The sequence below is a fragment of the Corynebacterium ureicelerivorans genome (genome assembly GCF_000747315.1).
In the GTDB taxonomy this organism is placed as follows: domain Bacteria; phylum Actinomycetota; class Actinomycetes; order Mycobacteriales; family Mycobacteriaceae; genus Corynebacterium; species Corynebacterium mucifaciens.
Genome location: NZ_CP009215.1, coordinates 1,505,114 through 1,531,200, shown reverse-complemented (window position 1 = coordinate 1,531,200; position 26,087 = coordinate 1,505,114). Strand labels below are relative to the sequence as shown.

Genomic DNA, 26,087 nt, shown 5'->3' with positions numbered 1-26,087 from the left:
GCGGCGAGGAAAACCCGCCGCGGCCGTTACTCGCTCAGCCCTAGCACCTCAAGCAGCTTGTCAGCGGGCCAGATCTGGATGTCCTGGCCCTTGTCGTTCAGCTCGCGCGCCCGCTTCTCCTTCGAGGTCATTGTGGCCCACTCGCCGACCACCAGCACCGTGGTCTTCTTGGTCACGTTCTTGCCCACCTGCGCGCCCTGCTCCGCGATCTTGGCCCACAGCTCGCCCTTGTCGTGCGGTTCGAATTCGCCGGTCAGCGTGACGTGCTCCCCGTAGAGCGGCGCGTTCGGGTCCGCCTCAGCGTTTGGCTCCGGCACGGTGTCGGGCGTGGCCACGGATTGCCACGGCGCAGGCTTCGAGCCGGAGCGTGTGCTTGCCGACGAGCGCTTCGCCGGCCCCGCCTGGTTGGATCCTTGTGGCGCTGCGGTCGCTGCAACCGCCGCGGCGACGCCGCCGTGCGCGGCCTTGTCCGCCTGCATGGCTCGGCCGGCGCCGGAGCGGTCCCGCAGCACAGGCGTCACCCGCGTCTCATCGATGGAGCCGAGGGTGAAACCTGAGTCGTGCACAAAGCTCATCACGCTGCCGGTGTGGCCTGCGGCGCGGGCCAGGCCCACCATCACACCCGCGCACGCTGCGGCGTCCTCGCACGCGTCGTGGTGGTGGGCCAGTTCCACGTCGAAGTGCTCGGCGAGCGTGGGTAGACGGTGGTTGGCCACGTCCAGCTTGGTCGCGCGTGCTTGCGCGAGGGTGCAGGCAAATAACATCTGCGGGGTCTCTACCCCGGAGGCGCGGCAGGCATCGCGTAGCGCGGATGCGTCAAACTGCGCGTTGTGGGCCACCAGGGGCAAATCGCCGACAAACTCCACCATGCGCGCAATGCAGTCGCGCACGTCCGGGGCGTCCGCCACGTCGTCGGCCGTGATGCCGTGGACCGCAACGTTGTCCTCTGCAAACTCGCTCAGCAAGGCCGGGGGCTTACACAGCCACGACGCGCGGTCCACTTCCTCGCCGTCGACGATCTTGACCAGGCCGATCTGGCAGATTGAGCCCCAGCGACGGTTCGCCGTCTCGACGTCGAACCCGACGAAGGAAAACCCCGGGATACCGGCGCCGCCGGCGACGGTGTCTGCGGCCGGGGCGTCGCCGCGCTTCGCTTCGTCGAGAAGCTTTGTGAGCTCGGCAGGGCCATTCTCGTCGCCGGGAGCAAACCAGATGGCAAGCGAGTTCTCACCGGCGTCGATGTCCACCCGCGTGCGCGACCACACGTCGCCCGGGGTGACGGATGTGTGTTTAATGTCGGTGATCGCCACCTCGCGGCTGGCACTGCTGCCGCGCAGGGACGCGGCGAGCGCGGTGGGGGTGATGGTGAGCGAGTCGTTGGTGACGGTCAGTGTTGCGCCGTGCGCGGTGATCATTACAGGTTGGCCTCCACGTTTCCTTCGCCTGCGGGTGGTTGGGTGCGGCGCAGGACCACCGTCGAGCGCTGGCCGACGGTGACGGTGCCGCCCGACGGCACCGGCGCGGCGTCCTCGCGCACGCCCCGTGCCTGCGTGGTGTCCACGACAACCTCCCACTCGTCGCCAGAATCGGCCCCGGGCACCGTGAAGTCGATGTCTTCGTAGTGGGCGTTAAACATGAGGAGGAAAGAATCGTCCACGACTCGCTGGCCCCGCGCGTCCGGCTCGGCGATGGTCTCGCCGTCGAGGAAGACCATGAGTGCGCGGCCGAAGGAGGCATTCCAGTCGTCCTGCGTCATCTGACCGGCCTCCGGGGTCAGCCAGGCAATTTCGCGGCCGTGCTCCCCGTCGCCCAGCGCGCTGCCCGCGAGGAAGCGGCGGCGGCGGAACACCGGGTGCTCGTGCCGCATCGCGATCAACCTGCGGGTGAAATCGTGCAGCTCGCTGGCGGTTTCCAGCATGCCCCAGTCCATCCAGGCGATCTCGTTGTCCTGGCAGTAGACGTTGTTGTTGCCGCCCTGGGTGCGAGCGATCTCGTCGCCGTGGGCGATCATCGGGGTGCCCTGGGAAAGCAGCAGCGTGGTCAGGTAGTTACGGCGCTGGCGGGAGCGTAGCTCAAGCACCTGCGGGTCGTCGGTTTCGCCCTCCACGCCGCAGTTCCAAGACCGGTTGTGGCTCTCGCCGTCGCGGTTGTCCTCGCCGTTCGCCTCGTTGTGCTTCTCGTTGTAACTGACCAGGTCGTTGAGGGTGAATCCGTCGTGGGCGGTGATGAAGTTGATGGATGCGGTAGGGCGGCGGCCGTTGTGCTGATACAGGTCGGAGGAGCCGGTGAGGCGGGAGGCGAACTCGCTGAGGGTGGAGTCTTCGCCGCGCCAGAAGTCGCGCATGGTGTCGCGGTACTTGCCGTTCCACTCGCTCCACAGCGCGGGGAAATTGCCCACCTGGTAGCCGCCCTCGCCCACGTCCCACGGCTCAGCGATGAGCTTCACCTGGCTAACCACGGGGTCCTGCTGCACCAGGTCGAAGAACGTGGCCAAACGATCCACGTCGGAGAACTCGCGGGCAAGCGTGGACGCGAGGTCGAAGCGGAAGCCGTCCACGTGCATCTCCGAGACCCAGTACCGCAGCGAATCCATAATCAACTGCAACGAGTGGGGGTAGCGCACGTTAAACGAGTTTCCGGTGCCGGTGTAGTCCATGTAGTGGAACTTGTCTCCGTCGACAAGGCGGTAGTACGCCTCGTTGTCGATGCCACGGAAGGCGATAGTCGGCCCCATGTGGTTGCCCTCGGCAGTGTGGTTATACACCACGTCCAGGATCACCTCGATGCCCGCCTCGTGGTAGGCGCGCACCATTTGCTTGAACTCCGCGACGGCGTCGCCCGGGGTGGCGGCGGAGGCGTAGCTGTATTCGGGCGCGAAGAAGCCGAACGTGTTGTAGCCCCAGTAGTTGCGCAGGCCCAGGTCACGCAGGCGGTCATCCTGGAGGAACTGGTGGACCGGCAGCAGCTCGATCGCGGTCACGCCGAGGTCTTTGAGGTAATCCACCATCGCCGGGTGCGCCATGCCCGCGTAGGTCCCACGCAGCGGCTCCGGGATGTCGGGATGCGTCTGCGTCATGCCCTTGACGTGGCATTCGTAGATCACCGACTCTTCCTCCGGAATCTTCGGCGCGCGGTCGTCGCCCCAGTCGAAGAAGGGGTTGATCACCACGGAGAGCATGGTGTGGCCGAGCGAGTCCTCCTCGTTGCGGCCCGTGCCAGGATCCTCGGCGCCAACATCGTAGGAAAACAGGGAGGAGTGCTGGTCGAACTCCCCGTCGAATGCGCGGGCGTAGGGGTCTACCAGCAGCTTGCTGGGGTCGCAGCGCTTGCCGTTTTCCGGGTCCCAGGGGCCGTGGACCCGGTAGCCGTAGCGCTGCCCGGGCTGCACGCCGGGCAGGTACGCGTGCCATACGTGGTTGTCCACTTCCTCCAGCGGGATGCGGGTCTCTGCGCCGTCGTCATCGATCAGGCACAGCTCCACGCCCTCTGCAACGCCGGAAAAGAGCGCGAAGTTTGTGCCCGCGCCGTCAAACGTGGATCCGAGGGGGTACGCGGACCCGGGCCACACGATGGTGTCAGTCATGGGGTCACAGCTTAATGCGCCCTCACCCGCTTTGCCTCAGCCCGTCGAGCAAGAATCCCACCGCCGCGGCGTGCTCTGCCTCGCCCGCGGCCTCGTCAACGTCGGCGCTGCCCGCGTCCTCAGCTCTGGTGGCCTGTGCAAGCTGCGCCGCCGACTGGTGCACCGCCGCACTGCCCAGCGTCAGGTGCAGCAGCGCCTGGCCCACGATGCGCGCGTTGCTTGCCGACGCCGCTTCGCCCACCGCCGCCTGCACAGAGGCCGTAAACCGCGCTTCGATGGTCCCCTGCACACGGGCGTGCGGCTGGCTCATCGCCGCGATCACCACCTCGGCACCGTCGCGCACCCCAAGTACCGTGCCCCGCAACTCGGCGCTTAGCCGCGCCGGGTCGGGCAACGGCCCGTCCAAAAGCTGCTGCACGATCGCCTCACCCATGCACGCGATGAGCTCCTGCTTGCTGGCAATGTGCCAGTACAGCGCGCCGGGCGCGACTCCCAAGGACGAGGCAACCCGGCGCATCGAGACATCCGCAAGCCCGTACTCGCCGAGAATACGCAAGGCCGCTTCTGTAATGCGCTGGCGGGTTAACTGCATAAGTTCAACATAGACGGGCAGCCGCCGGGGTCCAGGTTGTGCGCGTCCTCACAGGGAGTGTCCAGGACGCTTGCACACGCATTCGACGAGCGCGACAGCCAGCAGTTGGTACTATTCGTCGCGTCCGACAACGAGAGGTTCAGGTACACCGTGAAGTTGCAAACGAAACAAAGCATCGCGCTGACCGCGGTGGCGCTTGCCCTTGTGGCCCCGCTGACGGCCTGCGGGTCTGACGACGAGGGCAGCTCCGGTGGCCTGTCCACCGCTGCAGAGGCCCCCGCCTCCGCGTCTGTGGCAAACACATCCACCGAGGAATCTGCAGACGGTGCTGATAAGGCTGATAACGCTGATGACACCGAGGAGTCCACTGCCACCGAGACGACGACCAAGCGCGCGGCGAAGGACGGCGCGTCCGAAGGTGCTGGCACGGATGGCGCTGCCCAATCCGGCAACGGCGGGCAACCCGCGACGCTGGCCAATCCCTTTGAAAACGGGGTGCCCCAAAACACCAACCAACCGCTGCCAAGCGGCACAGCCGGCTCAGACGAAGACCGCAAGCAGATGGAGGCGACGGCCCGCGCAGTTCTCAACCCAGGTTCCTGGGCAAACTGGGCGTCGGCCATTTTGGATAACTCCTGCAAGGCCGTATCTGATCAGATGATGCAGGAGCTGGAGCGTCAGGGGCTGACCCTGCAGCAGGTCGAGGAAGCCAGCCGCCTCGCCGAGCAACAGGGGCAGGGGCTCGACATGTACGAGACCGATGTCAGCATCTCCGACGTCCGCGTTGACGGCAATCGTGCGTCTGCGAGCTTGACCGCCCGCAGCGAAAAGGGCGAGGAAACCTCGACCATGATCTTCCAGAAGGAAGACGGTCGTTGGAAACTGTGCAACTAAAGCGCAGGTCCGCACTGGGCGCCGGGGCTGGGCTCCTGGCGCTCGGTTGTGTTTTAGGCATCCTCGGCGGCGTGGTGTGGGCGTTGGTGCGGCCGGCCTACGTCGGCCAAGTCGAAGACTCTGCGGTGCAGGTGGATCAAGCGCTCAGCCCGGCGAACGTTGAGTTTGCGGGTTACGGCTCCTTCGCCCTGCTCACGGCGCTGGCGGGGGGTATCGTGGCCGCGGCGGCAGTCAGGACAACCCGCAAAGGCAATACTGCTGGGGGAGTTGCGTGGCTGTTGTGGGCTGGCGTTGTCAGCGCGATAGCGGCGTTTGCCCTGTACGTGTTTGGCAATTGGTTTGTCGCGCTCGCGCATCCGCTGCCGGATCCGGAGGCGCTTGCGAACGGCGACTCGGTGACCTTGGTCCCTCCCGTGCGCCCCGGTGCCGCGTGGGCGGCTGGGCCTTTCGCGGCGGTGCTGGTGTGTTGGATTACCAATCTCCTCGCGTACTCCCGGGAAGGGTAGCTCAGGGACTGCCGGGCCAGTCCACCACTGACTGTCCGGACACCTGCTGGCTCACGTGGTCGATCGCGGCCAAACACGCCGCCATCGCCGAGATGACGAACTCGGCCATCTGAGAAGGGGTCGCCCCTTCGGCCACCATGAAGGTTGATTCCGCGTGCATGTGCACAACTCCGTCGAACTCGTGCAGGTACGCCACGGTGGCGCAGGTCCGCTCGTTGACGTCGTTGCACACAAGCCACAACGGCAGGAAGTCGGACAGCGCGTCGCGGCTCGTGTCCCACATGCCGGTAACGCGGGCGTAGCGAGACTCGGGCTCACCGTCGATGGTCAGCGCGAACGCGACACCGTTGACTCCGGTGGCGATAATGCCGTCGTGATCCACGCCGTAGCTGAACGCCAGCCGCTCGAGCGCGGCTGTGAGGTCGTGCACATCCACGGGGCCGAGCGCGTCGTCGACCGCGCTGTACAGCTCGGGGACGGCGGCGACATCCGGGTCGGTGTCCCGGGGCAGGTGGCGCAGCGACGGGTGGCGTCCCAGCAGCACGTCCGAGTCCTGCAGTCGCATGAGCTGAGGCGGCAGGGGTTGGTCTAAGCCCGCGTCGAGAAAGCGCTCGCGCAGCTGCAGGTAGAACGCGGCGGCGTGCTCGAAGCAGTCGACCAGTTCGGCGGCCAGCTGCTCCTCGCTAAGCCCGTGCTTGATATGTATTCCGCGACGCATGTTCACCCGCACATCTCCGGACTCCGCGAGGCGGTACGAGGCCCAGGGGCCGACACGGTCGTGGTTCCAGGTGTTGGTGAAGCGCGCGAGTGCCGTGGAGTGCTCGAAATCGGTGGGAATGCGGTCCGTGGTATCGAATACCAGGCACATCGGCCGGTTGTAGTCCACCCAGAAGGACGCGATAAACGCGTGCGCGCCCACGACGAGGCGGTCGGGGCGCACAAGCGGTTTGAACCCGAGGCTCTCAAGCAGGGAGGCAACCCGCTCGAGCTCAACTTCAGTCGGGTGCGTGTTTTCGGCGGGCGCAGCGTGCTTTCCCATGGAGTGAGCATAGCGCTCGACGATGAGGCTGAGCCGGCCGCGTGGTGTCTGAGGTCTACAATGTCGGCGGAATTACGTCGGATGTACAAGGAGGTCATTGCGGTGTCCGCAGTCGGGAACCCGGTTCTGGTGGTCGTGCTCAGCCTTGTGGCGGGGCTTCTCGTCGGTGGAGTGTGGTCCAGCTACCAACGCGGCGCGTCCCGGGCTGCCACCGCTGTGTTGGCGTCACTGGCCGTGATGGCGGTCGTACTTGCGGTGCTCGTCCTCGTGGAGGTGATGTGAGGTGGCATGGTCCAACGCACCGCTGACTCGAGGCGAGGTTGAGTCCCTGACCAACGTGTGGCGCGCCCGCGGCCTCGTTCCCGTGCTCATCGCCGTCGCCTCGGCCTTCGCGGCGTGGGCGCTGTTGTTGCCTGTGGTGCCCACCGCTGTCATCGACGCGGATCAGCCGGCGTCCCTGGCTGGCCTGTCCACCGGGGTGTTCATGCTGGCCACGGTGATCACCCAGGTCTTCGTCCCGAAGGCATTGAAAACCGTCGGCTACCGCTGGGTCATCGCTGTCTCGTCGTTGCTGCTGGGCATCCCCGCGCTGGGCTACATGATCGGGATGGAGCCGGCGCCCCTGCTCACCGTCAGTGCTATCCGTGGCGTCGGATTCGGAGCGCTGTCCGTGGCTGAAGCCGCGATCGTCGCCGAGTTGGTTCCGCTTCGGCTCCTCGGCAGTGCCACCGGCATCTTCGGTGTGGTGGTGGGCCTCGCCCAGATGGTCGCGCTGCCGTCCGGCCTGGCGTTGGTGGATGTCGTCGGTTACAACGCGGTGTACATCATCGCGACGGCTATCGGCGCGGTCTCCCTCGCCGCGTGCTTTGCCATTCCCACCATCCCGACGCCGGAGCCGGATGCCGAGACTACGCAAAGCGTCCGCGTGCCGATGTGGCACCTCGCGCTCGTTCCGGCCCTGGCCCTGATGTTCGTCACCACGGCCTACGGCGCGATCACGAACTTCCTACCCGTTTCCATGCGCGAGCTGGACCCAGTCTCCGGCGCGGCGCTTGCCGGTGTCATGCTCGGTGCGCTCAACTTCGCGGCGATGATTTCGCGGTACGTGGCAGGGCGCATCATGGACCGCCGCGGCTACCCGGGCACCGTGCTCATTCCGTTTCAAATCACCGCCGCCATCGGTGTCGCGCTCATGGCCGTCATTCTCTTCATGCAGCTGCCGGCGTGGACGATGCTCATCGCCGCACTGTTTTACGGCGCGGGCTTCGGCGGCGTGCAGAACGAGGCGCTGACGCTGCTGTTCTACCGCCTGCCGCGCCACAAAACGTCGGAGGCGTCCGCAGTGTGGAACATCGGCTTCGACGGCGGCACTGGCCTGGGCTCCGCCGTCTACGGCATGTTGGTGACGCAAATGGCGTTCGCGCCCGTCTTCGGCATCGCCTCGGGCGTGATCGCCATCGGTTTGGCCATCACGTTGCTTGACCGCCAGCTGGGCCGCCACCGGGTGGTGGAAGTGAATAACCTCTCGGCGCGGCTCAAGGCGGTGCAGGCTCCGCGGCACTACCCGCGCAGGGGCCGGTAGGCGGCGCGGGGCTACACTACGCACTCATGAGCGACGCATCTTGCACCCCGACACCGCCGACCGTGGCGGTGTTCGACGCTTTCGCAGGCAACGATGTTTGCATCCAAGAACTGCGCGCCGCGCTCGCTGCGTGCGGCGTGAATGTCACTGTCACGGCGGATCCAGCCGAGGGGGTCGCAGCTGACGGGCTGGTGTTGGCGGCAAGCGGCGACGCGTCTGCGGCGCTGCAGGCGTTCAATCGCGCCCACGCGTCCCGCGTGGTCGGGCAGCGCCTCGCCGGCTCCCGCCCGGTGCTCGCCGTCGGCGCCGCCATGGACGCGTTGTTCGAGCGAGACGCGCAAGGTCAGGCTGGGTTCGGTGAGTGGCCCGGAGGCGTCGCTACGCTGGCGGCTCCGGTCGAGCGTGCCACGGTCGCCGCGGCCGAGGGATCCCGGATGCTCGCTGGCGGCGAGGAGTTCGTCTTTGACGCGGGGACCGGTGCGAGCAGCTTTGAGCTCGCGGAGGACGAATTTATCGCGTACCCCACGCTGAGCTGGGTCGAGGGCCTGCCCGTGCTGGCGGCGGTAGAGAACGGGCCGCTGTGGGCCGCGCGGTTCCACCCAGAGCGCTCCGGAGAGGCTGGTTCGGACGTGCTGCGGCGCTGGATCGGCCAACTGGGGTAGCGCTGTGGCGGACACGAGGGGGAGTTTGCAGGCTGCGGAGGCCGCGGTCGACGCTGCCCGCGAGATCTTCATCAATGAGTTGGGTGCCGCGCCGGCGTTGACCAAGGGCCCCGGAGACTTCGCCACTGCTGCCGATCTTGCCGTGGAGGAGCTGCTGCGCCGAGAGCTCACAGCGGCGACCGGCTTCGGGGTTGTCGGCGAAGAACAGGGCGGGCGGCTGAGCGAGCGCGCGTGCTGGGTGGTCGATCCGATAGACGGCACGTCGAATTACTCCGTGGGCAACCCCAACTGCGCGATCTTGGTGTCTCTGCTGCGTCACGGGCAGCCGGTAGCTGCGGTGGTCGACGCGCCTCTGCTGGGCATGCGGCTGACAGCTATCGACGGCGAGCCGGTGCACCTCAACGGCCGCGCGCTGCCGCCAGTGGAAGCGGCAGACGCCGCCGTGCAGCACGTGGGCATCGGATCCCTGTATTCCCGGGACCGCGACCACCTGCCGTCACGCGAGCGGGTGGGCCTCGCCCGCGAGTTGACGCAGGCGGGCTTGCGGCCGCGCATCAGTGGCTCGGTGGGCATCGACCTCGCGTTTGCGGCCCAGGGGATCTACCAAGCCGCGGTGAGTTTCTCCCCGCATGTGTGGGACAACGCGGCGGGAATCTTGCTCGCCCGCAGCGCCGGGGCAGTGGCCACGGCCGGCGACGGGAGCCCCTGGCAGCCCGGGAAAGCCGGAGCAGTAGTGGGCACCGCACGTGCCCACGCCGCAGTCATGCGCGCAGTAGAGACGGCCCGGGCAGGCGAAGGCGAGGAAGGCAAGTAGATGACAACAGAGAACACGCCGAACAAGAAGGCCGCGAGAGCTGGCGCGGCGTTGCTCGGACTTTCGGGCGCGTTGACCTGGTTCGCTTCTCGGCGGGAGTGGGTAAGCGCCCAGTACAACGACGACATCTCAGGCGGCGGCACGGTAACGGTCGACGGGGCGGACTGGTCCACGGAGACCACAGCTATCGCGGTACTCCTGCTTGCCGGCATGCTGGCGGCCTTCGCGCTCCGCCGCCTTGGGCGGCGCATCGTGGGCGGCATTTGCGCGGCGGCATCGGTGGGGTTGTCGGTGCCGGCGGTGACGCTGCTCGTCTCCGGCGCGGATCCAGAACGCGTGCACACGCTGCTGACTGCGGGCGCCGACCGCACCCAGCAGGCATCCTCCGCCCCGGCGCTCGCCGAATGGGCGGAGATCACCTCGGTGGCGACGCAGCCGTCGGGCCCCGTGCTTACGCTTATCGCTGCGCTGCTCGGCGTCGCAGGTGGGCTCGTGCTGCTGGTGCGTCCGGGCACCGACTCGCCGCGGCAGAATAAGTACGAGAAAGAGACCGTGCGCCGGGAGAGAGTGCGCGCAGACTTGGAGGAGGATCCGAACTCGGGACGGGTGCTGTGGGACGCCATTAGCGCTGACATCGACCCGACGGATCCACGCGGCGACGGCGGCCAGGATTTCCCCTCCCACAAGGGCACCAGCTAGCCTTACCCCTAACAGGCCATGCCCCTTGCGACTGGGAGGTAGCCATGCCGGCACCGGGCACACTCGACGACGTCGTCGCTGGTGTGCTTCGCGACGTCGCAAAGCGGGAGGCGGCCGTTTCCTTCCAAGAGATCAAAGCTCGATCACGCGACATGGCGCCGACCCGGGATGCACGGGCGGCGCTTTTGCGTCACGGGTGCAGCGTGATCGTGGAGATCAAACGCAATTCCCCGGTATTCGGCCCCACTGGCGCCGGGTACGCGCCGGTCGACACGCTCGCCCGCGACATCGAAGCAGGCGGCGCCCACCTCATCGCATGCCAAACTGAGCGTCTGCGTTTCGACGGCTCGCTGGCAGACATGGCTGAGGCCCGGGCCGCAGTGGAGCTGCCGATGGTGTGCCGCGACGTCATTGTGGACCCGTACCAGATCCACGAGGCCCGCTGCTACGGTGCCGACGCTCTCCCGCTGCAGGTGGGGATCTTGGACCAGCACCGTTTCGAGGCGCTGGTGGACCGCGCCGAATCCCTCGGCATGGTGGCGGTGGCGGAAGTGCGCACGCCGGAGGAGGCGGACAGGGCCCTTCGTGCAGGGGTATCCGTGGTGGCGGTGAATTCCTGGACGTTCGACACCAACGACTTGAACCGGAACGCTTTTGCAGAGATCGCCCCGGGCCTTCCAAGCGAAGTGATCAAGATCAGCCTCGGCGGGGTGTCTAACGCGCGCGACCTCATCGATGCGGCCTCCTGCGGTGCCGATGCCGTGCTTGCCGCCGAGGCCGTCATGGCCGCGGACGATATATTCGCCGCAACCCGCAGCCTCGCCGCGGCGGGGCAGCACCCCGCGTGCCCGTCCCGGCGCTAAATGGCACACTGATTGGCGTGCAAACGCTGAACCTGGCCAACATTCCGTCGCCGCCCCAGGGTGTGTGGTACCTCGGTCCCATCCCGATTCGCGCATATGCCCTGTGCATCATCACCGGCATCATCGTGGCGATGGCGATCTCGCTGCGGCGCTACAAGGCGCGCGGCGGCAACCCGGAGACGGTGTGGGACGCGGCGATTGTGGCCATCCCCGCCGGCATCATCGGCGGGCGTTTGTACCACGTGATCACGGACCACCAGAAATACTTCGGCGAAGGCAAAAACCCCTGGCAGGCGTTGAACATCACCGCCGGCGGGTTGGGCATCATCGGCGCGGTCACGCTCGGCGCACTTGCGGTGTGGGTGATGCTGCGCAGGAAGCATCTGCCATTGGCCCCGTTCGCCGATGCAGTGGCGCCGACGGTCATCCTCGCTCAGGGCATAGGCAGGCTGGGCAACTACTTCAACCAGGAGCTTTACGGCGCCGAGACGGATGTGCCTTGGGCGCTGGACATTTACTACCGCGTCAATGAAGCGGGCCAGTACGCGCCACTGACCGGCCGCTCCACCGGCGAGGTGATCGCGAGCGTGCACCCGACGTTCTTGTACGAGTTGATCTGGAATGTCGCAGTCTTCTTCGTGCTCATTTGGGCGGACAAGCGGTTCCGCCTCGGCCACGGCCGGGTGTTTTGGCTGTATGTCGCCGGATACACCCTTGGCCGCTTCTTCATCGAGTTCATGCGCCGCGACGAAGCGAACCTCATCCTCGGTCTGCGGGTGAATACTTGGGTTTCGGCCATGTTGTTCATCGCGGCCGTAATCTTCTTCCTTACCAGGCCAAAGGGGAGGGAAACGCCCGCGGAGGTGGACCCGGAGTTCACCAGCTCCTCCACGGCGGAGACAGAGGATGACGGGTACCGTGGGGCGGGAAACCGCACGCAAAACACCTACGAAGGCGAGGTTGGTACACGTGGATAGAAGAACAAAGATCGTCTGCACCCTCGGCCCGGCAGTGGCTAGCAAAGACGCGATTCTCGGTCTCGTGCGCGACGGCATGGACGTGGCGAGGCTGAACTTCTCGCACGGCGACTACCCGGACCACGAGCAGAACTACCGCTGGGTGCGGGAGGCCACGGACGAGACCGGGCACGCCGTCGGCATCCTCGCCGACCTTCAGGGCCCGAAGATCCGCTTGGGCCGGTTCGAGGGCGACGGGAAAACCTACTGGGAGACCGGCGAAACCGTCCGCATCACCGTCGACGACGTCGAGGGCACCCACGACCGAGTCTCCACCACGTATAAGCAGCTTGCCCAGGACGCGAAGCCGGGGGACCGCCTGCTCGTGGACGACGGCAAGGTCGGCCTCGTGTGCACGGAGGTGGACGGCAACGACGTCGTCTGCCGCGTCACCGAGGGTGGCCCGGTGTCCAACAACAAGGGCGTCTCACTGCCGGGCATGGACATCTCTGTGCCGGCGCTCAGCGAGAAAGACAAGGCGGATCTGCGTTTCGCGCTTCGCCTCGGCGTGGACATCATCGCGTTGTCGTTCGTGCGCTCGCCTGCGGATGTGGAGCTGGTGCACGAGATCATGGACGAGGTTGGCCGACGTGTGCCCGTCGTGGCCAAGCTGGAAAAGCCTGAGGCCGTCGACGCGCTGGAGTCCATCATCCTCGCGTTCGACGCCGTGATGGTCGCGCGGGGCGACCTCGGCGTGGAGATCCCGCTCGAGCAGGTGCCGGCCGTGCAAAAGCGCGTGATCCAGATTGCTCGCGAGAACGCCAAGCCGGTGATCGTCGCAACGCAGATGCTCGACTCGATGATCGAGAACTCCCGCCCGACCCGCGCAGAGGCATCCGACGTTGCCAACGCGGTGCTCGACGGCGCAGACGCGGTAATGCTCTCCGGCGAGACGTCGGTGGGCGTGGACCCGCACAACGTGGTGCGCACCATGGGCCGCATCGTGCGCTCCGCTGAGGGCATGGGGACCGTGCCACCGCTGAACCACATCCCGCGCACCAAGCGCGGCGTGGTGTCGTACTCCGCCAACGACATTGCGGACCGGCTCAACGCCCGGGCGATTGTCACCTTCACCACCTCCGGCGACACGGCCCGCCGAGTCGCGCGCCTGCACCCTGAACTGCCACTTCTGGTGTTCACCCCAGTGCAGCAGGTGCGCTCACAGCTGGCTATGACGTGGGGCGCGGAAACGTTCCTGTGCGAGGACGTGCACAGCACGGACGACATGATCAAGGTGGTGGACAGGCAGCTGCTGGCCATGGAGCAGTACAACGAGGGAGACACCATGGTCGTCGTCGCAGGCACGCCCCCGGGGGTTTCCGGCACGACAAACACTATCCACGTGCACCAGCTGGGCGAGGACACCCGCCTATAGCGCGAACGGTGCCCGGCTAGTCTTGGTGCCATGACTGGAATCCAGGTACGAGACGCCCACCTGCACAACCTCTGCAACGTCGACGTGGACATCCCGCGCGGCACACTCGTTGCGGTGACCGGGGTGTCGGGTTCCGGCAAATCCTCCCTCGCGTTCGGCACCATCCACGGCGAGGGCCAACGGCGCTACCTCGAATCGGTGGCGCCGTTCGCGCGCCGCTTGATCGGCTCCGCGGTGGACCCCCAGGTCGGCGCCGTCGAGGGCCTGCCGCCGACGGTCGCCTTGGAGCAGTCCACCTCCGGCGGCGGTGCGCGCTCCACGGTGGGTACGGTCTCCGCGCTGTCCAACAGCATCCGGTTGTTGTACTCGCGCGCGGGCGACAACCCGAAGGGTTTGTACTCCGACTCCTTCTCTCCGAACACCCCCGAGGGGATGTGCCCGACCTGCCAGGGCACCGGCGTGGTCCACGAGCCGACGGAAGCGTCCATGGTGCCGGATCCCACGCTGTCGATCGAAGACGGGGCAATCCAAGCCTGGCCCGGCGCGTGGGCGGGCAAGAATTTCCACGATATTCTGCAGGCGCTGGGCTACGACCTGGATTCGCCTTGGCAGGATCTGCCCCAGAAGGATCGGGACTGGATTCTGTTCACCGACGAGCGTCCCGTTGTGACCGTGAAGCCCGTGCGCGGAGAGGACCAGATCCAGCGGAACTACAAGGGCACGTGGCGTTCGGTGGCGTCGTACCTGACCAACACGCTTGCAGAGACAAACTCGGATACGCTGCGCAAACGGGTGCTGTCCCACATGGAGTCGCACGTGTGCGAGACGTGCCACGGCCGGCGCCTCAACCCCGAGGCGCTCAAGGTCAACTACGCGGGGATGCCTATCGACGAGCTGGGCGCCCTGCCCCTGGACCAGGTCTACGAGGTGCTCGACGCGCAGGAGCCGTCTGCAGGTTCCGCGGAAGACCTGCTGCTCAAACAGATCCTGCCCGCGCTGCAGTCCGCGCTTGACCTGGGGCTGGCTCACCTGAGCCTGGACCGTCCCGCGCCGACGCTGTCCGCCGGTGAGCTGCAGCGCATCCGCCTGTCCGCTCAGCTGCGCTCCGGTCTCTTCGGCGTGGCGTACGTGCTCGACGAGCCGTCCGCCGGCCTGCATCCGTCCGAACGCGGCGCGGTGCTCGACATCTGCCGTCGCTTCATCGACGCTGGGAATTCCGTGCTGCTGGTGGAGCACGACATGGAGCTGGTCGCCCAGACCGACTGGCTTGTGGATGTCGGCCCACTAGCCGGCGAGCGCGGCGGCGAGGTGGTGTACTCCGGCCCCACCAGCGAGTACACCGGCGACGCACCGACCGCCCGCGCGCTGGCCAACCGCATACTTTCGCTCAACGACGACCCGCGCCCTGCGGCTGGCGAGCTGTCCCTGTCCGGCGTGCGGGCCCGCTCCATTGATGGGCTGGACATCGCGTTCGGGCTGGGCCAGTTCACCGCCGTGGCGGGTGTGTCCGGCTCCGGAAAATCCACGTTGGTGAGCACTGTGCTCGCCGGTGTGCTGCGCGAAGCGGCGTCCTCTGTCGTCGATGAGGAGGACGAAGCCACTGATGATGCCGGGGTGGGGGAGGCCGGATGGAACGTCGATACGCGCGCCGGCTTCGATGCCGTGAGCCGCGTCGTGCAGATCACCCAGAAGCCGATCGGACGCACGCCCCGCTCGACGCTGGCGACCTACACCGGTCTGTTCGACGGCGTGCGCAAACTGTTCGCAGGCACCAACGAAGCGAAACGGCGCAAGTGGACCGTGTCGCGCTTTTCCTACAACGTGAAGCAGGGGCAGTGCCCGACCTGCGGCGGCGCCGGGAAGATCGAGGTGGAGCTGGTGTTCCTGCCCGGCTCCTACACCACCTGCCCCGACTGCCACGGGGCGCGCTACAACGACGAGACCCTCGAAGTGACGTGGGAGGGCCTCAACATCGCGCAGGTGCTGGATCTGACTGTCGACGAAGCCGCGGACGTGTTCGCCGACGAACCGAAAATCCTGCGTGCCGTGGAAACCCTGCAAGCGGTGGGGCTTGGCTACCTGAGGCTGGGCCAGGGCGCGCCGGAATTGTCCGGCGGCGAGGCGCAGCGCATCAAGCTGGCCACGGAGCTGCAGCGCTCCCGCAACTCACGCCGGGGCCACACCGTGTACTTGCTGGACGAGCCCACCACTGGTTTGCACCCCGCCGATGTTGCTCTGCTGGTGCAAGAACTCAACAGCCTGGTCGACGCGGGTCAGACCGTGATCGTTGTCGAGCACGATGTCTCCGTGATCGCACAAGCCGACCGCGTGATTGAGATGGGCCCGGACGCCGGTGCCGACGGAGGGCAGGTCGTCGCCACCGGCACCCCGGCGGAGCTGGCCAAGTGCGATACCGCGACCGGGAAGGTACTCGCCGAGCGTTCGGCGTAGGTTGCTGTGGGTGGGGACTATGCAGCTGCATAGTCCCGGAGTCGTCGTTCGCGATGCTTCGAAGGTGTGGGTTCCTAAACGAAACATGTAAAAGTTGACAATTGGCACGGTTGTTCAGCTTTAAACGTGAAGGTCAGAAGCCTATAGGTATTGACGCATGTAAATTCGTACAAACTCGGGCTGGCGAAGGGGGCTCGCTTACTATGCAGCGGCATAGTTTTTGGACCCGGCCGGTCCGTGTCACGGAAGATCGGTTCAGCGCCGTTGACTATGCGGCTGCATAGTCCCCGTGGGCCCGCCCACTATGCAGAGACATAGGTTTTCAGTATCCCGGCCATTCGACCGTGAAGCCGCCCCACCACCAGTCGTGCCACTCGTCGAAACAAGGGTGTGCCGGGGGAGTGATCACGGTGTCGCCGACGTGTAGCTCGCGAACCGGGCTGATGCCGTGCACGGAGTTGAGGAACCACAGGGGGTGCGCGGCGGCGAGCTCGGGGGTCAGGCGGCGGCGCACCACGGGCAGGCCCAGCGTTTCGGCGCGGGCGACGACTTGATGCAGCGTGACACTCGGCAGTCGTACGCCGTCGGAAACACACAGAGCGTCACCGTCCCACATCACCAGCGCGCCTGTGGTGGTCTCCAGCATGGAGCCATCCTTATTGACGATCACCGCGTCGTCCGTGCCCTCCACCTGGTACCGCGAACGGTACGCGCCAAACGCAGCGAAGTCGGGACCTTTCACCTCGGGACGGGTGCGCGGGTCGGAAGCCTGCGCGTACGTCAGCGCAGTAGACGAGCGCGGGGAAGGGGCGGAGCGGACGTCGAGAAGCAATTGCCCCTGGGACAGGGCGATGCGGGGGAAGAGTTCGCCCTCGTGCAAAAGTGACATCAGCCTATCGACGTAGCCTTCGGGCAGCCGCCCAGCAACGCGGGAAAACCGCGCGAGGTGCAGGTGAAGGCCGTTCGTGCGGCCGTTCGAGTGGCGCCAGGAGTCGGCCACATCGAGGGGGCCGTCGGGGACGTCGCATTCGACGAAGCCGCCGCGCCAGACGTACCTACGCATCCCACGCCCCGAGCACGGACTGTGCCTTGAGGTTGCGCTCGGCGAGTTCGGACTCGGGGTCGGAGGCCAGCACGATCGCGCCGCCCGCACCCACGGTGACGGTGTTGCCTGCGCGCACGGCGGTGCGGATCACCACGGAGAGATCAGCCTGGCCGTCGAAGCCGAAGTAGCCCAGCGCGCCGGAGTAGACGCCGCGCGGGGAGGTCTCTAAGCGGTCGATGATCTCGCAGGTGCGCAGCTTCGGCGCGCCGGTCATGGAGCCGGGCGGGAACGTCGCGCGCACAGCGTCGACGGCGGTGCACCCCTCGCGCAGCTGCCCGGTGATGGTGGAAACCAACTGGTGCACCCTCGCGTACGACTCCACCTGCATGAGCCGGGGCACGCGCACGGTACCCGGCTCGCAAACGCGGGAGAGGTCGTTTCGCAGCAGGTCCACGATCATGAGGTTTTCGGCGCGGGTTTTGTCGTCGTCAAGCAGCGCGGGGTCCTGATCAGCGGCGATGGTGCCCTTGATCGGCTTCGCCTCCACCTCGCGGCCGCGCACGGTGAGGAAGCGCTCGGGCGATGCGCTGGCGACCTCCACGCCCTCGAAGATGAGGTGTGCGGCGTACGGCGCGGGGTTGTGTTCGCGCAGTTGGCGGTAGATATCGCCCGTCGCTTCGGCGGTGAAAGTGTCGGTCAAGCACACCTCGTAACTCTCGCCCGCGCGCAGCAACTCCTGGGCCTGCTCGATGCTGCCGAGGTAGTCCGGGTTGCTCCAGGAGCCTTCACCTATCGACGCACCTCCGGCTCCCTCCGCCCCCTGAAGCGCCTGCTCGAGCCGGCCGAGCAACCCCTCTGCGCCCTCGCCGGCCAGGGCGCACAGGTGGGCGGTTTCGGTCTGGTGGTCGTACACGATGAAGGATTGCGGCCGGACAAAATACGCGTCCGGGTAGGGGGAGCGGTGGCGCAACGTGATCGGCATGGTCAGCTCGGCGCACTCGTAGCCGAGGTAGCCGATTACCCCGCCGGTGAACGGCAAATCGGGCGCTCCGTGGATGGGGGTGGAAAGTTCCCGTTCGAGGTCGTGCAGAATGTCGCCGTCGCCAAGCGTGAAGGGGATGGAGCGGGACAGGGCGCCCGCAGTGTCGCCGAGGATGGAGAAGCTGCCGCGCGAATCGGCGGAGTCCAGGAAAAACGCGTCGTTGCCGCTGCGCCTGATGGCGTCGAACACCCTCTGGCAGTCGATGCCACCGGGCACCTCCCGGTGGATCAGCCGCCAGCCGCCCAGGAAGTTACGCATGATGGCCGCGCCGTGCTGCGTGAGCACGGACTCGGGGTGGAACTGCACACCCCAGTGGGGAAGCCCGTCCACTTTCAGCGCCTGGACCACGCCGTCCTCGCTGCGCGCGTGGACCGTGACGCCGGGAACCTCCTCGACGTGCAACGAGTGGTAGCGCACCACCTCGAAGCCTTGCGGGATGCCGGTGAAGATCCCCTCGCCGGAGTGGGTGAGTGTGGAGACGAACCCGTGGCGCGGCTCGCGAGCCCGGGTTACGGCCGCACCGGCGAGCATGGCTAGCCCTTGGTGGCCGAGGCACACGCCCAGCAACGGAACCTGCGCCTTTGCAGCCGCCTCGATAACGCGCCGGGAGGCGACGAAGTCCTCGTCCCGCTCTGGGGTGCCCGGGCCAGGGGAGATCACAACGTGGCTGAACTCGCCAGCGCGGACGCGTTCCGGCAGACCCGCTGCGTCGCCGGCGGGCACGACGAGGGGCTCGTGCCCGGTCACCTCCGCAATAAGGTGGGCGAGGTTGAACGTGTATGAATCGTAATTGTCAACGAGCAGGATCATCGCAGTGGAATCGTATAGCGTTGAGGCGCATGGACGCCACCATCCGGCTCGCCGGCGCCGCCGACGCAGCCACTGTTGCCCACGTGCACAACCGTTCCCGCGCCGCGGCCTTTCGCGGGCACATCCCCGACGAAGCACTTGACAATGCAGCGGTGCTCGAACGCGAATGGGCTGCATACTTCCAGGACCCGGATGGGTGCGTCGTCATTGCGGAAGTTGATGGCCAGCCTGTGGGCATGGCGTACGCCATCCCCGGGCAGCGCACCGAGTTGCGCAACCTTTACCTACTGGCGGAGGCTGCGGGCACTGGTGTGGCCCCCAAGCTCATGGACGCTGTGGTCCCGCCGGGCCAGCCCGCGTTCCTCTGGGTCGCGGACTTCAATGAGCGTGCTCAGGCGTTCTACCGCAAGCACGGCTTTGCCTTCGACGGCGAAGAAACGCACCATGAGGGCGACAACGTCACCCTCAAGCGCATGGTGCGCGACTAGCCCCTCGCCGGTTCGTTGCCACTAATCGCGGTCGGCTCGATCTTCCACACGCCCTGCGCGTAGTCGCGGATGGTGCGGTCGGAGGAAAAGCGGCCGGACTCGCAGATGTTGACCCAGCACTTGCGTGCCCACCCGTCCGGGTCGGCGTAGAAGTCCGCGGCCATGCGGTCGCGGGCCGCGCGGAATGCTGCGAAATCCCCGAGGACGTAGTAGACGTCGCGCTCGCCGTAGCCGTTGTCGTCAAGCAGCGAGGCGCGGATGTCGTGGAAGACGCCGGTGCCGCGGTCGTCGAGTGTTCCGTCCACAAGCGCATCGAGCGCGCGCATGAGGCCGGGGGTCTCCTCGGCCACCTGGCGTGGGTTGTAGTGCGCCTTCAGCTCCGGCAGCTCCTCTTCCCGCGCGCCGAAGATGTAGGCGTTGTCCTCGCCGACGGCGTCCACAATCTCCACGTTGGCGCCGTCCATGGTGCCGAGGGTGAGCGCGCCGTTCATCATGAACTTCATGTTCGAGGTGCCGGACGCCTCCTTGCCGGCGGTGGAGATCTGCTCCGAGACATCCGTGGCCGGGATGATCCGCTCTGCGGGGGAGACGTTGTAGTTTTCAACGAACACCACGTGGATGTACTGCGAAGCCACAGGGTCGTTGTTCACCAACTCCGCAATGGTGTTGACGAGCTTGATAATGCCCTTGGCGGTGACGTAGCCCGGCGCCGCCTTGGCGCCGAAGATAAAGGTGCGCTTCGGCACATCCCGCTCACCGTCGACAGTGATGCGGAAGTACAGATCCAGGATGTACAGCGCGTTCATGAGCTGGCGCTTGTATTCGTGCAGGCGCTTGATCTGGGTGTCAAAGATGGAGTCCGGGTCGATCTGCATACCCTGGCGCTCGGCGATCCAGTCGGCGAAGTCGCGCTTGTTCGCGGCCTTGATCTCGCGCAGTTCGCGCAGCACCTCCGGGTCGTCGAAATGCGGACGCAGCTGTTGCAGCTTGGACAGGTCGGTGACCCACTCGTCGCTGCCGGCGAGGCGGTCCAGCAGCGCCGACAGGCGCGGGTTGCACATACGCAGCCAACGGCGCGGGGTCACGCCGTTGGTCTTGTTGTTGAAGCGATCCGGGTAAAGCCCGTGCCAGAAGCCGAGGGTGTCGCGTTTGATGATGTCGGTGTGCAGCGCCGCCACACCGTTGACCGAGTACGAGGCGTAGCAGGCGATCCACGCCATGTGCACTCGTCCGTCGTGTACCGGGGAGTAGTAGTGCGCGGTCTCCGGGTCGATGCCGCGCGACTCCATGTCCAGGCGGTAGCGGCGGTCAATCTCCTCCACAATCTCCCAAATGCGCCAAAACAGCTGCTTGAAGATGGCTTCCTCCCACGTCTCCAACGCCTCCTGCAGCACCGTGTGGTTGGTGTAGGCGAAGGTGTGGGTGGTCACTTCCCAGGCGTCGTCCCAGCCGAGGCCGTGCTCGTCCATAAGCAACCGCATCAGCTCGGGGATGCCCAGGACCGGGTGGGTGTCGTTGAGCTGGATGGCGTTGAATGTGTGGAAGTTTTGCAGGTCGTCGCCGTGGGCGGCGCGGTAGTCGTCGATCAGCTCCTGCAGTGAGGCAGAGACGAAGAAGTACTGCTGGCGCACGCGGAGGAGCTTGCCTGCGTAGGTGGAGTCGTTCGGGTACAGCACGCGGGTGATGTCGTGGACAGCCTCGCGCTCCAAGATGGCGTCGGCGAACCGCTGGGAGTTGAACGCGTCGTAGTCGAACTCGGCGATCGGGGACGCGTCCCACAGGCGAAGCGTGCCCACGTTGTCAGTGCCGTAGCCCGTGATCGGCATGTCGTAGGGGATAGCGCGCACGTGCATGTCGTCGAACTTCACAATGCGCTGCTCCGAGCCGCGGCGGATGATGAAGGGGTAGAACGACTCCTTCCACGCGTCCGGGTGCTCGCGCTGGAAGCCGTCTTTGAACTCCTGGCGAAACAGCCCGTAACGGTAGAGCAAGCCGTAGCCGGTCAGCGGAAAATCCTGCGTGGCGGCAGAGTCTAGGAAGCAGGCGGCGAGGCGGCCCAAACCGCCGTTGCCCAGCGCCGCGTCGTGTTCCGCCTCCAACACCTCGGTGAGCTCGAAGCCGTTCGCTTCCGCGGCGGCTTTCGCCTTATCGACGAGCCCAAGGTTGGTCAGGTTATTCAGCAGCGCCCTGCCCTCGAGAAACTCCGCCGAGAAGTACGCGGCGCGGCGGGCGCCTTTGTAGGCGTCGCGGGTTTTCTCCCAGTTGTCGGCGAACTGTTCGACGGTGGCGGCGGAAAGTCCTGTCCAGAACTTTTTCACCGTGGCGTTGTCCGGGGCGCTTCCGGCGAATGCGCGAACGTGGCCTTCGACGGTCTGCTCGAATGCTGGTGTGGTGGCAGTCATGGGCCCCGAGCGTACCGGCGGACGTGCTGACGTGCAGGTGAGCGCGGTGCGCAGCTACTTGGCCAGGTAGCTCAGCACCGCGGTCACGCCTGCGCGGGTGGCGGCGTCGATGGTCGGCTCGTACTCCGGCAGGAACGTAGACATGTGGTTGACCGGTACGTCTTCGCCGACCCGGTCTTCTTCCACCGCCTTGTCCCAGATGTCGCGCGGCGTGCAGCCGATGAGCCAGAAGAAGTACGGCGCGCCGAAGGCCTGGCCGATGACGGGGAAGTCCTCCGAGACCGTCTTCGGGTCCGCGGTCACGGACGCGTCGCCGAAGACGGCGTCGAACTGCTCGCGCACCCGTGTGAACACGGCCTCGTCGTTGTCCAGCAGCTCGCCGTGGGCGAAGTAGGTCACTGTGGCCTCGTCCAGCGATCCCGACGCCAGCACCTCCGCGTGCACGACGCGCTCGATCGCTGCATACACCCGGGCCTTCACCTTGTCGGAGTAGAAGCGGCAGTTCAGCACGAGTTCCGCCTCGCCCGGGATGATGTTGTTGGTCGTGCCAGCGTGCAAGCTGGCCACCGTGACCACGGCGAAATCCGCCGGGTCCACCTCCCGGCCGACGATGGCCTGCAGGCGCGCGATGATCATCGCGGCCGTGTATGTCGGGTCGACGGAATTGTGCGGCATCGAGCCGTGCGCGGCGCGCCCCGGGATGCGGATGCGGATGGAATCGCACGCGGCGAACTGTGGGCCGGGCTTAGACATCACCTCGCCTGCGCGCCCGGGCATGACGTGCTGGCCGAAGACGACGTCGGGGGTGGGCACCTTGGCGGTCAGGCCGTTATCCGCCATATCCTGGGCGCCGGCTCCGATCTCTTCGCCCGGCTGGAACAACGCGATGAACGTGCCGGACCAGTGCTCGCGGGTGTGGTCCAGGACATCGCACATGCTCATCAGCGCGGTGGTGTGGATGTCGTGGCCGCACGCGTGCATGGTGCCGACCGTTTGGCCGTCCGTAGTCTTCACCGTCTTGTGCGAGGCGTAGGGCGCGCCGGTCTGTTCTGTCACAGGCAAGCCGTCGAAATCCGCGCGGTGCATCACGGTCGGGCCGTCGCCGTTTTTAAAGACTGCGCAGATGCCGTACTTGCCAATCGGGGCAATGACCTCACAGTCGAACCGGGACAGCTCCATCATGAGCCGGCTGTAGGTTTCTTGCTCCTGCATGGACAGCTCCGGGTTCGCGTGCAGCAGCTCGTAGAGACGGCGCTGCCACACCTCGTCCACGGAGTAGGAACGCACAATGTCGGAAACAGTACTCAAAAGTCACCTTTCTTCGTCGGAGTCTAAGTCGGGGTTGTAACGCAACAGGTTCGGCGCCGGAACGCACTCCTCGCCGATGCGGATGGAAGCGGACACATGGCCGCGCCCGCGCAGTGATCGAAGCGCGTCCGTGGCCTGGTCGCGCACGGCGAACGGTGAGACCGTGTTCACGTAGATCTGCGTCGCACCTTCGAAACCGGCTGGGGTGGAGACGCGCCACTTCACGTCGATGCGCCACGGCATGGCAACGTCGAGGCCCGAGGGGCGGTAGTGCCACTCCTCGTTGGTGGCCACCTGCACGCCGGTGGCGGCGTGCGCGGCGTGCAACAGGTCGGAAACGGCGCGCACCTCCTCGGGCGAGTGCTCCCACGGCTCGCAGGCGCGGAATTTTGCATACACCGTCATGGTGGGGAAGCGGTGGCCCACACCTGCGACGAGGATGGCGTGGTCGTTGTCCGCAATGACGAGGCCCTGGGAGAAAGCGAGGTCGACGCCGAAGTCGTTGAACAGGTTCGCATTCCGCCGCAGCCTCGAGGCCTCCGCCTCCACGACGGGGCCGTAGTCGTCGATAGCCACGAGCTGCTTATGCAGGTGCTCTTTCGACGCTCCGGCTGGTGAAAGCCAGTTTTGAAACACCGCCACGTAGCGCGCGTAGGTGAGCTGATTGACTAGGTCGCGCAGCGCGTCCACCGTAAACGCGATGAAGCGGTAGTGCTCCTCAGCGGAGAGTTGTCCGGAGCCAGCCAGTTGCGCCGAGTTATTCGCGCCATCCACATAGTGGCGCCGGGCGATGATCACGTCGTGGCCGCCGCCGAAATACGCGGGAGCAAGCTCCAGCAGGTGCTGCTCCGTGACGTCCGTGTCGTGCCCGGCCGCGTCCAGGCGGGCGCGCACCGTTTGCAGCACGTGGCTCCGACCCGCAGGGTCGGCCAGATAACGCTCCATGTGCGCGCGGCGAGCCGCGGGCATGGTGTAGCCGTAGTTTCGCCGCCAATAGTCGTAGGGGACGATCTCGAACTGATTGGGCACCCGCCGAAACTCCGCAACGGTCGCGTCCAGCTCGTCGGGCATGACATCGCGCAGGATTGAAAACCCGTCGCCGTCCGCCACCAGACGCGACCGTTCCGGAGGCGTGCGCAGCTTGTGCGCCTCGCAGAAATCGCAGGCGGCCGCGTGCGCGCCGGGCTCCAGCAGTGCCGGGGAGGCGCCGGCGTGGGCCAAGAGCCGGCTGGCGCGCCCAGGTACGGTCCACACCTGCTCGCCCGTAAAAGGGTTGACCTGTTTCACCGTCCCGTCCGCTGTTGACCGCAGCACGCGATTTTGGGCGTGCGCTGGGTCTGCGGATGGGTCAAACATGCCCTTACCCTACCGGTTAGCCTTAGACCCATGTCTGTGATCCAATTCGACGTTCTTGTCCCGCCCGCCGCTGCCGGCGAGGTCAGGGACGCTTTCCAGCGCGCCTTAGACATCCTCGTGCGCCGCGAGATGCTCGCGTCCGGCACCGTAGCTATGCAGCGCGTGCGTATCGACGACTCCGTTCGCGCCGAACTGGCTGAAACCTACGAGCGGGACAGGGGCGAGCCTGCCGAAGGGGCCGAAACGCACCGCTACCGCATCGACGTCGAAGGCGCAGAGAGTCTCAACAGCCTGGCCATGGGCCTGTCGCGCATTCTCACCCCGAAAGCTGAGCTCCCGCGCGACCCGGTCATGCTGGAAGACCAAGACCGCTTTGAGGCGCCATCAATCTACCCCTGGACGGTGGAGGTGTTCAGGTAGGCCACCGCGATCTCCGCCCCGGCCTGAATCAACTGCTCGCGCACGTCATCGGTCTCCGGCAGCGTCACGGCGATGGAGCCGTCCGCCGGCTGTTCGTCGAACCTTCCTGCGGCAACGGCAAACACGGCGCCGCCCTCGCGGGCCAGCTCGCCCACGACGGACGCGACCTTGCCGGTGCCCGTTTGTCCGTCGTAGCGGCCTTCGCCGGTGATTACCAGCGCCGCGCCGTCGATGTGCTCGGTGAGCCCGTTGGACTCTGCGACAACGCGCGCCCCGGGCAGCACGTGCACGTGGGACGCGTCGCCGTGCAGCATGGTGGACAGCCACGTGATGCCGATGCCCACTCCGCCTGCGGCACCCAGGCCCGGGGTAGCGGGGTCCACATCGGCGACCTCGCACAGGCGCGCGAGACCGCGATCGAGCACTTCGACGTCTGCGTCGGTGGCGCCCTTTTGCGGCGCGAACACGTGGGCCGCGCCCTCGGGGCCGGTGGCGGGGGCGGAGGTGTCCGTGAGCAGCACCCACTCCACCGCGCCTGCGGGCACGTTGACTTTGGCGGTGTCAAAGCTTGTTAGACGCTCGAGGGCACCGCCTCCGGGTGTGAGCTGGTAGCCGGCCTGGTCCAAGGGGTTCACGCCGAGGGCCACGAGGATGCCGGTGCCGCCGTCGTTCGTTGCTGTGCCCCCGAGCCCCAGTACGATGCGCTCCGCGCCGCGGGTTTGCGCATCCGCGATGAGCACGCCGGTGCCGTACGTGTCCCCGGTCAGTGGGACCGGGTCATCTTGCACGGCGGGTAGGCCGGAAGCCGCGGAAACGTCGATGTAGGCCGTCTTTGTGGCCGCGTGGTAGGTGTATTCGGCCTCGGTGAGGCGGCCGGCTGCGGTCGTCGTCGGCAGGCTCACGCGTTCACCCTCGAAGAGTGCGGAGGTGCCTTCTCCGCCGTCGGCCATCGGGGTGAGCAGGATCTGCGCGTCGCGGATGACTGAGCGTACGCCCTCGGCAAGCCACTCGGCGGCTTCGGCCGCCGTGGCGGTGGACTTGAATGAATCCGGCGCCACCACGACTTTTGGCGAGGGGGCGGGGTCGAACGGGGCGGAAGCGGGGGAAGTCATGGAACAAATTTTACCGAGTTGCGCGGAA

General features: G+C 66.5%; 23 protein-coding genes. 13 read left to right on the top strand and 10 right to left on the bottom strand.

Going from position 1 to position 26,087, the window contains the following annotated elements; all coding sequences use genetic code 11:
* Positions 1-26 precede the first annotated feature (26 nt).
* The 3 genes from CUREI_RS07575 to CUREI_RS07565 are packed head-to-tail and all read right to left on the bottom strand — an operon-like array spanning position 27 to position 4,175.
* Positions 27-1,415 (bottom strand): exonuclease domain-containing protein, encoded by a 1,389-nt coding sequence (locus CUREI_RS07575; protein ID WP_038612284.1) that lies wholly within the window; start codon positions 1,413-1,415, stop codon positions 27-29.
* Entirely contained in the window at positions 1,415-3,583 is a 2,169-nt protein-coding gene (gene glgX / locus CUREI_RS07570) for a glycogen debranching protein GlgX (protein WP_038612282.1), read from the bottom strand. Before glgX ends, CUREI_RS07575 begins: the two co-directional genes overlap by 1 nt.
* A 22-nt stretch (positions 3,584-3,605) precedes the next feature.
* The gene (locus tag CUREI_RS07565; RefSeq protein ID WP_038612278.1) at positions 3,606-4,175 is read right to left on the bottom strand and encodes a TetR family transcriptional regulator; all 570 of its coding nucleotides are present in this window, start codon (positions 4,173-4,175) and stop codon (positions 3,606-3,608) included.
* 57 nt (positions 4,176-4,232) lie between these two features.
* Here CUREI_RS07565 and CUREI_RS07560 point away from each other — a divergent pair, with 57 nt between their 5' ends.
* Complete coding sequence (locus tag CUREI_RS07560; protein WP_038612275.1) at positions 4,233-5,069, top strand: hypothetical protein; 837 nt, start codon at positions 4,233-4,235, stop codon at positions 5,067-5,069.
* Positions 5,051-5,575: a hypothetical protein gene (locus tag CUREI_RS07555; RefSeq protein ID WP_144242439.1), complete on the top strand. Its 525-nt coding sequence runs from the start codon at positions 5,051-5,053 to the stop codon at positions 5,573-5,575. Before CUREI_RS07560 ends, CUREI_RS07555 begins: the two co-directional genes overlap by 19 nt.
* A 1-nt stretch (position 5,576) precedes the next feature.
* Here the strand turns inward: CUREI_RS07555 and CUREI_RS07550 are convergent, their stop codons facing one another.
* Positions 5,577-6,614: a YbjN domain-containing protein gene (locus CUREI_RS07550; protein WP_038612269.1), complete on the bottom strand. Its 1,038-nt coding sequence runs from the start codon at positions 6,612-6,614 to the stop codon at positions 5,577-5,579.
* Between the two features lie 102 nt (positions 6,615-6,716).
* On the opposite strand from CUREI_RS07550, the gene CUREI_RS07545 reads away from it, so the two are divergent.
* From CUREI_RS07545 to CUREI_RS07505, 9 genes are read left to right on the top strand one after another with little or no spacing between them, the layout of a single operon-like run.
* The gene (locus CUREI_RS07545; RefSeq protein WP_144242438.1) at positions 6,717-6,896 is read left to right on the top strand and encodes a hypothetical protein; all 180 of its coding nucleotides are present in this window, start codon (positions 6,717-6,719) and stop codon (positions 6,894-6,896) included.
* 1 nt (position 6,897) lies between these two features.
* Positions 6,898-8,196, top strand: a complete 1,299-nt coding sequence (locus tag CUREI_RS07540) for an MFS transporter (RefSeq protein WP_051952272.1) — start codon at positions 6,898-6,900, stop codon at positions 8,194-8,196.
* 26 nt (positions 8,197-8,222) lie between these two features.
* Positions 8,223-8,858 carry a type 1 glutamine amidotransferase family protein gene (locus CUREI_RS07535; protein ID WP_038612263.1) on the top strand — a complete coding sequence of 212 codons (636 nt, stop codon included), beginning with the start codon at positions 8,223-8,225 and terminating at the stop codon, positions 8,856-8,858.
* A 4-nt stretch (positions 8,859-8,862) separates the two neighbouring features.
* Positions 8,863-9,672: an inositol monophosphatase family protein gene (locus CUREI_RS07530; protein WP_038612260.1), complete on the top strand. Its 810-nt coding sequence runs from the start codon at positions 8,863-8,865 to the stop codon at positions 9,670-9,672.
* Positions 9,673-10,371 (top strand): TIGR02234 family membrane protein, encoded by a 699-nt coding sequence (locus CUREI_RS07525; RefSeq protein ID WP_038612258.1) that lies wholly within the window; start codon positions 9,673-9,675, stop codon positions 10,369-10,371. It abuts the gene before it with no gap.
* Between the two features lie 44 nt (positions 10,372-10,415).
* The gene (locus CUREI_RS07520) at positions 10,416-11,234 is read left to right on the top strand and encodes an indole-3-glycerol phosphate synthase TrpC (protein ID WP_038612255.1); all 819 of its coding nucleotides are present in this window, start codon (positions 10,416-10,418) and stop codon (positions 11,232-11,234) included.
* A gap of 26 nt (positions 11,235-11,260) precedes the next feature.
* Positions 11,261-12,211: a prolipoprotein diacylglyceryl transferase gene (gene lgt / locus CUREI_RS07515; RefSeq protein ID WP_084768513.1), complete on the top strand. Its 951-nt coding sequence runs from the start codon at positions 11,261-11,263 to the stop codon at positions 12,209-12,211.
* Positions 12,204-13,625: a pyruvate kinase gene (gene pyk, locus CUREI_RS07510; RefSeq protein WP_038612252.1), complete on the top strand. Its 1,422-nt coding sequence runs from the start codon at positions 12,204-12,206 to the stop codon at positions 13,623-13,625. The genes lgt and pyk overlap by 8 nt, the downstream gene beginning before the upstream one ends.
* Positions 13,626-13,655: 30 nt before the next feature.
* Positions 13,656-16,076 (top strand): excinuclease ABC subunit UvrA, encoded by a 2,421-nt coding sequence (locus CUREI_RS07505; protein WP_038612249.1) that lies wholly within the window; start codon positions 13,656-13,658, stop codon positions 16,074-16,076.
* Between the two features lie 322 nt (positions 16,077-16,398).
* On the opposite strand, the gene CUREI_RS07500 is transcribed toward CUREI_RS07505, so the two are convergent.
* Both CUREI_RS07500 and CUREI_RS07495 read right to left on the bottom strand, forming a co-directional pair.
* Positions 16,399-17,139, bottom strand: a complete 741-nt coding sequence (locus tag CUREI_RS07500; RefSeq protein ID WP_038612247.1) for an aminotransferase class IV — start codon at positions 17,137-17,139, stop codon at positions 16,399-16,401.
* Positions 17,132-18,973: a chorismate-binding protein gene (locus CUREI_RS07495; protein ID WP_038612244.1), complete on the bottom strand. Its 1,842-nt coding sequence runs from the start codon at positions 18,971-18,973 to the stop codon at positions 17,132-17,134. Before CUREI_RS07495 ends, CUREI_RS07500 begins: the two co-directional genes overlap by 8 nt.
* A gap of 29 nt (positions 18,974-19,002) precedes the next feature.
* Between CUREI_RS07495 and CUREI_RS11640 the strand changes: the two genes are divergently transcribed.
* Positions 19,003-19,461 (top strand): GNAT family N-acetyltransferase, encoded by a 459-nt coding sequence (locus CUREI_RS11640; protein ID WP_051952271.1) that lies wholly within the window; start codon positions 19,003-19,005, stop codon positions 19,459-19,461.
* On the opposite strand, the gene CUREI_RS07485 is transcribed toward CUREI_RS11640, so the two are convergent.
* The 3 genes from CUREI_RS07485 to CUREI_RS07475 are packed head-to-tail and all read right to left on the bottom strand — an operon-like array spanning position 19,458 to position 24,527.
* Entirely contained in the window at positions 19,458-21,863 is a 2,406-nt protein-coding gene (locus CUREI_RS07485) for a glycogen/starch/alpha-glucan phosphorylase (RefSeq protein WP_038612242.1), read from the bottom strand. The two genes, CUREI_RS11640 and CUREI_RS07485, sit on opposite strands and share 4 nt — an antisense overlap.
* A 54-nt stretch (positions 21,864-21,917) precedes the next feature.
* Positions 21,918-23,171 (bottom strand): amidohydrolase, encoded by a 1,254-nt coding sequence (locus CUREI_RS07480; RefSeq protein ID WP_038612239.1) that lies wholly within the window; start codon positions 23,169-23,171, stop codon positions 21,918-21,920.
* A 3-nt stretch (positions 23,172-23,174) separates the two neighbouring features.
* The gene (locus tag CUREI_RS07475) at positions 23,175-24,527 is read right to left on the bottom strand and encodes a DUF4921 family protein (RefSeq protein ID WP_051952270.1); all 1,353 of its coding nucleotides are present in this window, start codon (positions 24,525-24,527) and stop codon (positions 23,175-23,177) included.
* A gap of 30 nt (positions 24,528-24,557) precedes the next feature.
* On the opposite strand from CUREI_RS07475, the gene CUREI_RS07470 reads away from it, so the two are divergent.
* A complete protein-coding gene (locus tag CUREI_RS07470) occupies positions 24,558-24,947 on the top strand; it encodes a hypothetical protein (protein ID WP_038612235.1) in 390 nt (129 codons plus the stop codon).
* Here CUREI_RS07470 and CUREI_RS07465 read toward each other — a convergent pair.
* On the bottom strand, positions 24,917-26,059 hold the full coding sequence (locus tag CUREI_RS07465) for a glycerate kinase family protein (protein WP_051952269.1): 1,143 nt from the start codon (positions 26,057-26,059) through the stop codon (positions 24,917-24,919). The two genes, CUREI_RS07470 and CUREI_RS07465, sit on opposite strands and share 31 nt — an antisense overlap.
* Positions 26,060-26,087 lie beyond the last annotated feature (28 nt).

Bases quoted from the DNA above. Each gene is read 5' to 3' on its own strand.
- CUREI_RS07550 (WP_038612269.1), bottom strand. From the start codon at position 6,614: ATGGGAAAGCACGCTGCGCCCGCCGAAAACACGCACCCGACTGAAGTT.
- CUREI_RS07520 (WP_038612255.1), top strand. From the start codon at position 10,416: ATGCCGGCACCGGGCACACTCGACGACGTCGTCGCTGGTGTGCTTCGC.
- CUREI_RS07465 (WP_051952269.1), bottom strand. From the start codon at position 26,059: ATGACTTCCCCCGCTTCCGCCCCGTTCGACCCCGCCCCCTCGCCAAAA.
- CUREI_RS07475 (WP_051952270.1), bottom strand. From the start codon at position 24,527: ATGTTTGACCCATCCGCAGACCCAGCGCACGCCCAAAATCGCGTGCTG.
- CUREI_RS07575 (WP_038612284.1), bottom strand. From the start codon at position 1,415: ATGATCACCGCGCACGGCGCAACACTGACCGTCACCAACGACTCGCTC.
- CUREI_RS11640 (WP_051952271.1), top strand. From the start codon at position 19,003: ATGGACGCCACCATCCGGCTCGCCGGCGCCGCCGACGCAGCCACTGTT.
- CUREI_RS07495 (WP_038612244.1), bottom strand. From the start codon at position 18,973: ATGATCCTGCTCGTTGACAATTACGATTCATACACGTTCAACCTCGCC.
- CUREI_RS07535 (WP_038612263.1), top strand. From the start codon at position 8,223: ATGAGCGACGCATCTTGCACCCCGACACCGCCGACCGTGGCGGTGTTC.
- CUREI_RS07485 (WP_038612242.1), bottom strand. From the start codon at position 21,863: ATGACTGCCACCACACCAGCATTCGAGCAGACCGTCGAAGGCCACGTT.
- CUREI_RS07505 (WP_038612249.1), top strand. From the start codon at position 13,656: ATGACTGGAATCCAGGTACGAGACGCCCACCTGCACAACCTCTGCAAC.
- CUREI_RS07470 (WP_038612235.1), top strand. From the start codon at position 24,558: ATGTCTGTGATCCAATTCGACGTTCTTGTCCCGCCCGCCGCTGCCGGC.
- CUREI_RS07525 (WP_038612258.1), top strand. From the start codon at position 9,673: ATGACAACAGAGAACACGCCGAACAAGAAGGCCGCGAGAGCTGGCGCG.
- CUREI_RS07565 (WP_038612278.1), bottom strand. From the start codon at position 4,175: ATGCAGTTAACCCGCCAGCGCATTACAGAAGCGGCCTTGCGTATTCTC.
- glgX (WP_038612282.1), bottom strand. From the start codon at position 3,583: ATGACTGACACCATCGTGTGGCCCGGGTCCGCGTACCCCCTCGGATCC.
- CUREI_RS07500 (WP_038612247.1), bottom strand. From the start codon at position 17,139: ATGCGTAGGTACGTCTGGCGCGGCGGCTTCGTCGAATGCGACGTCCCC.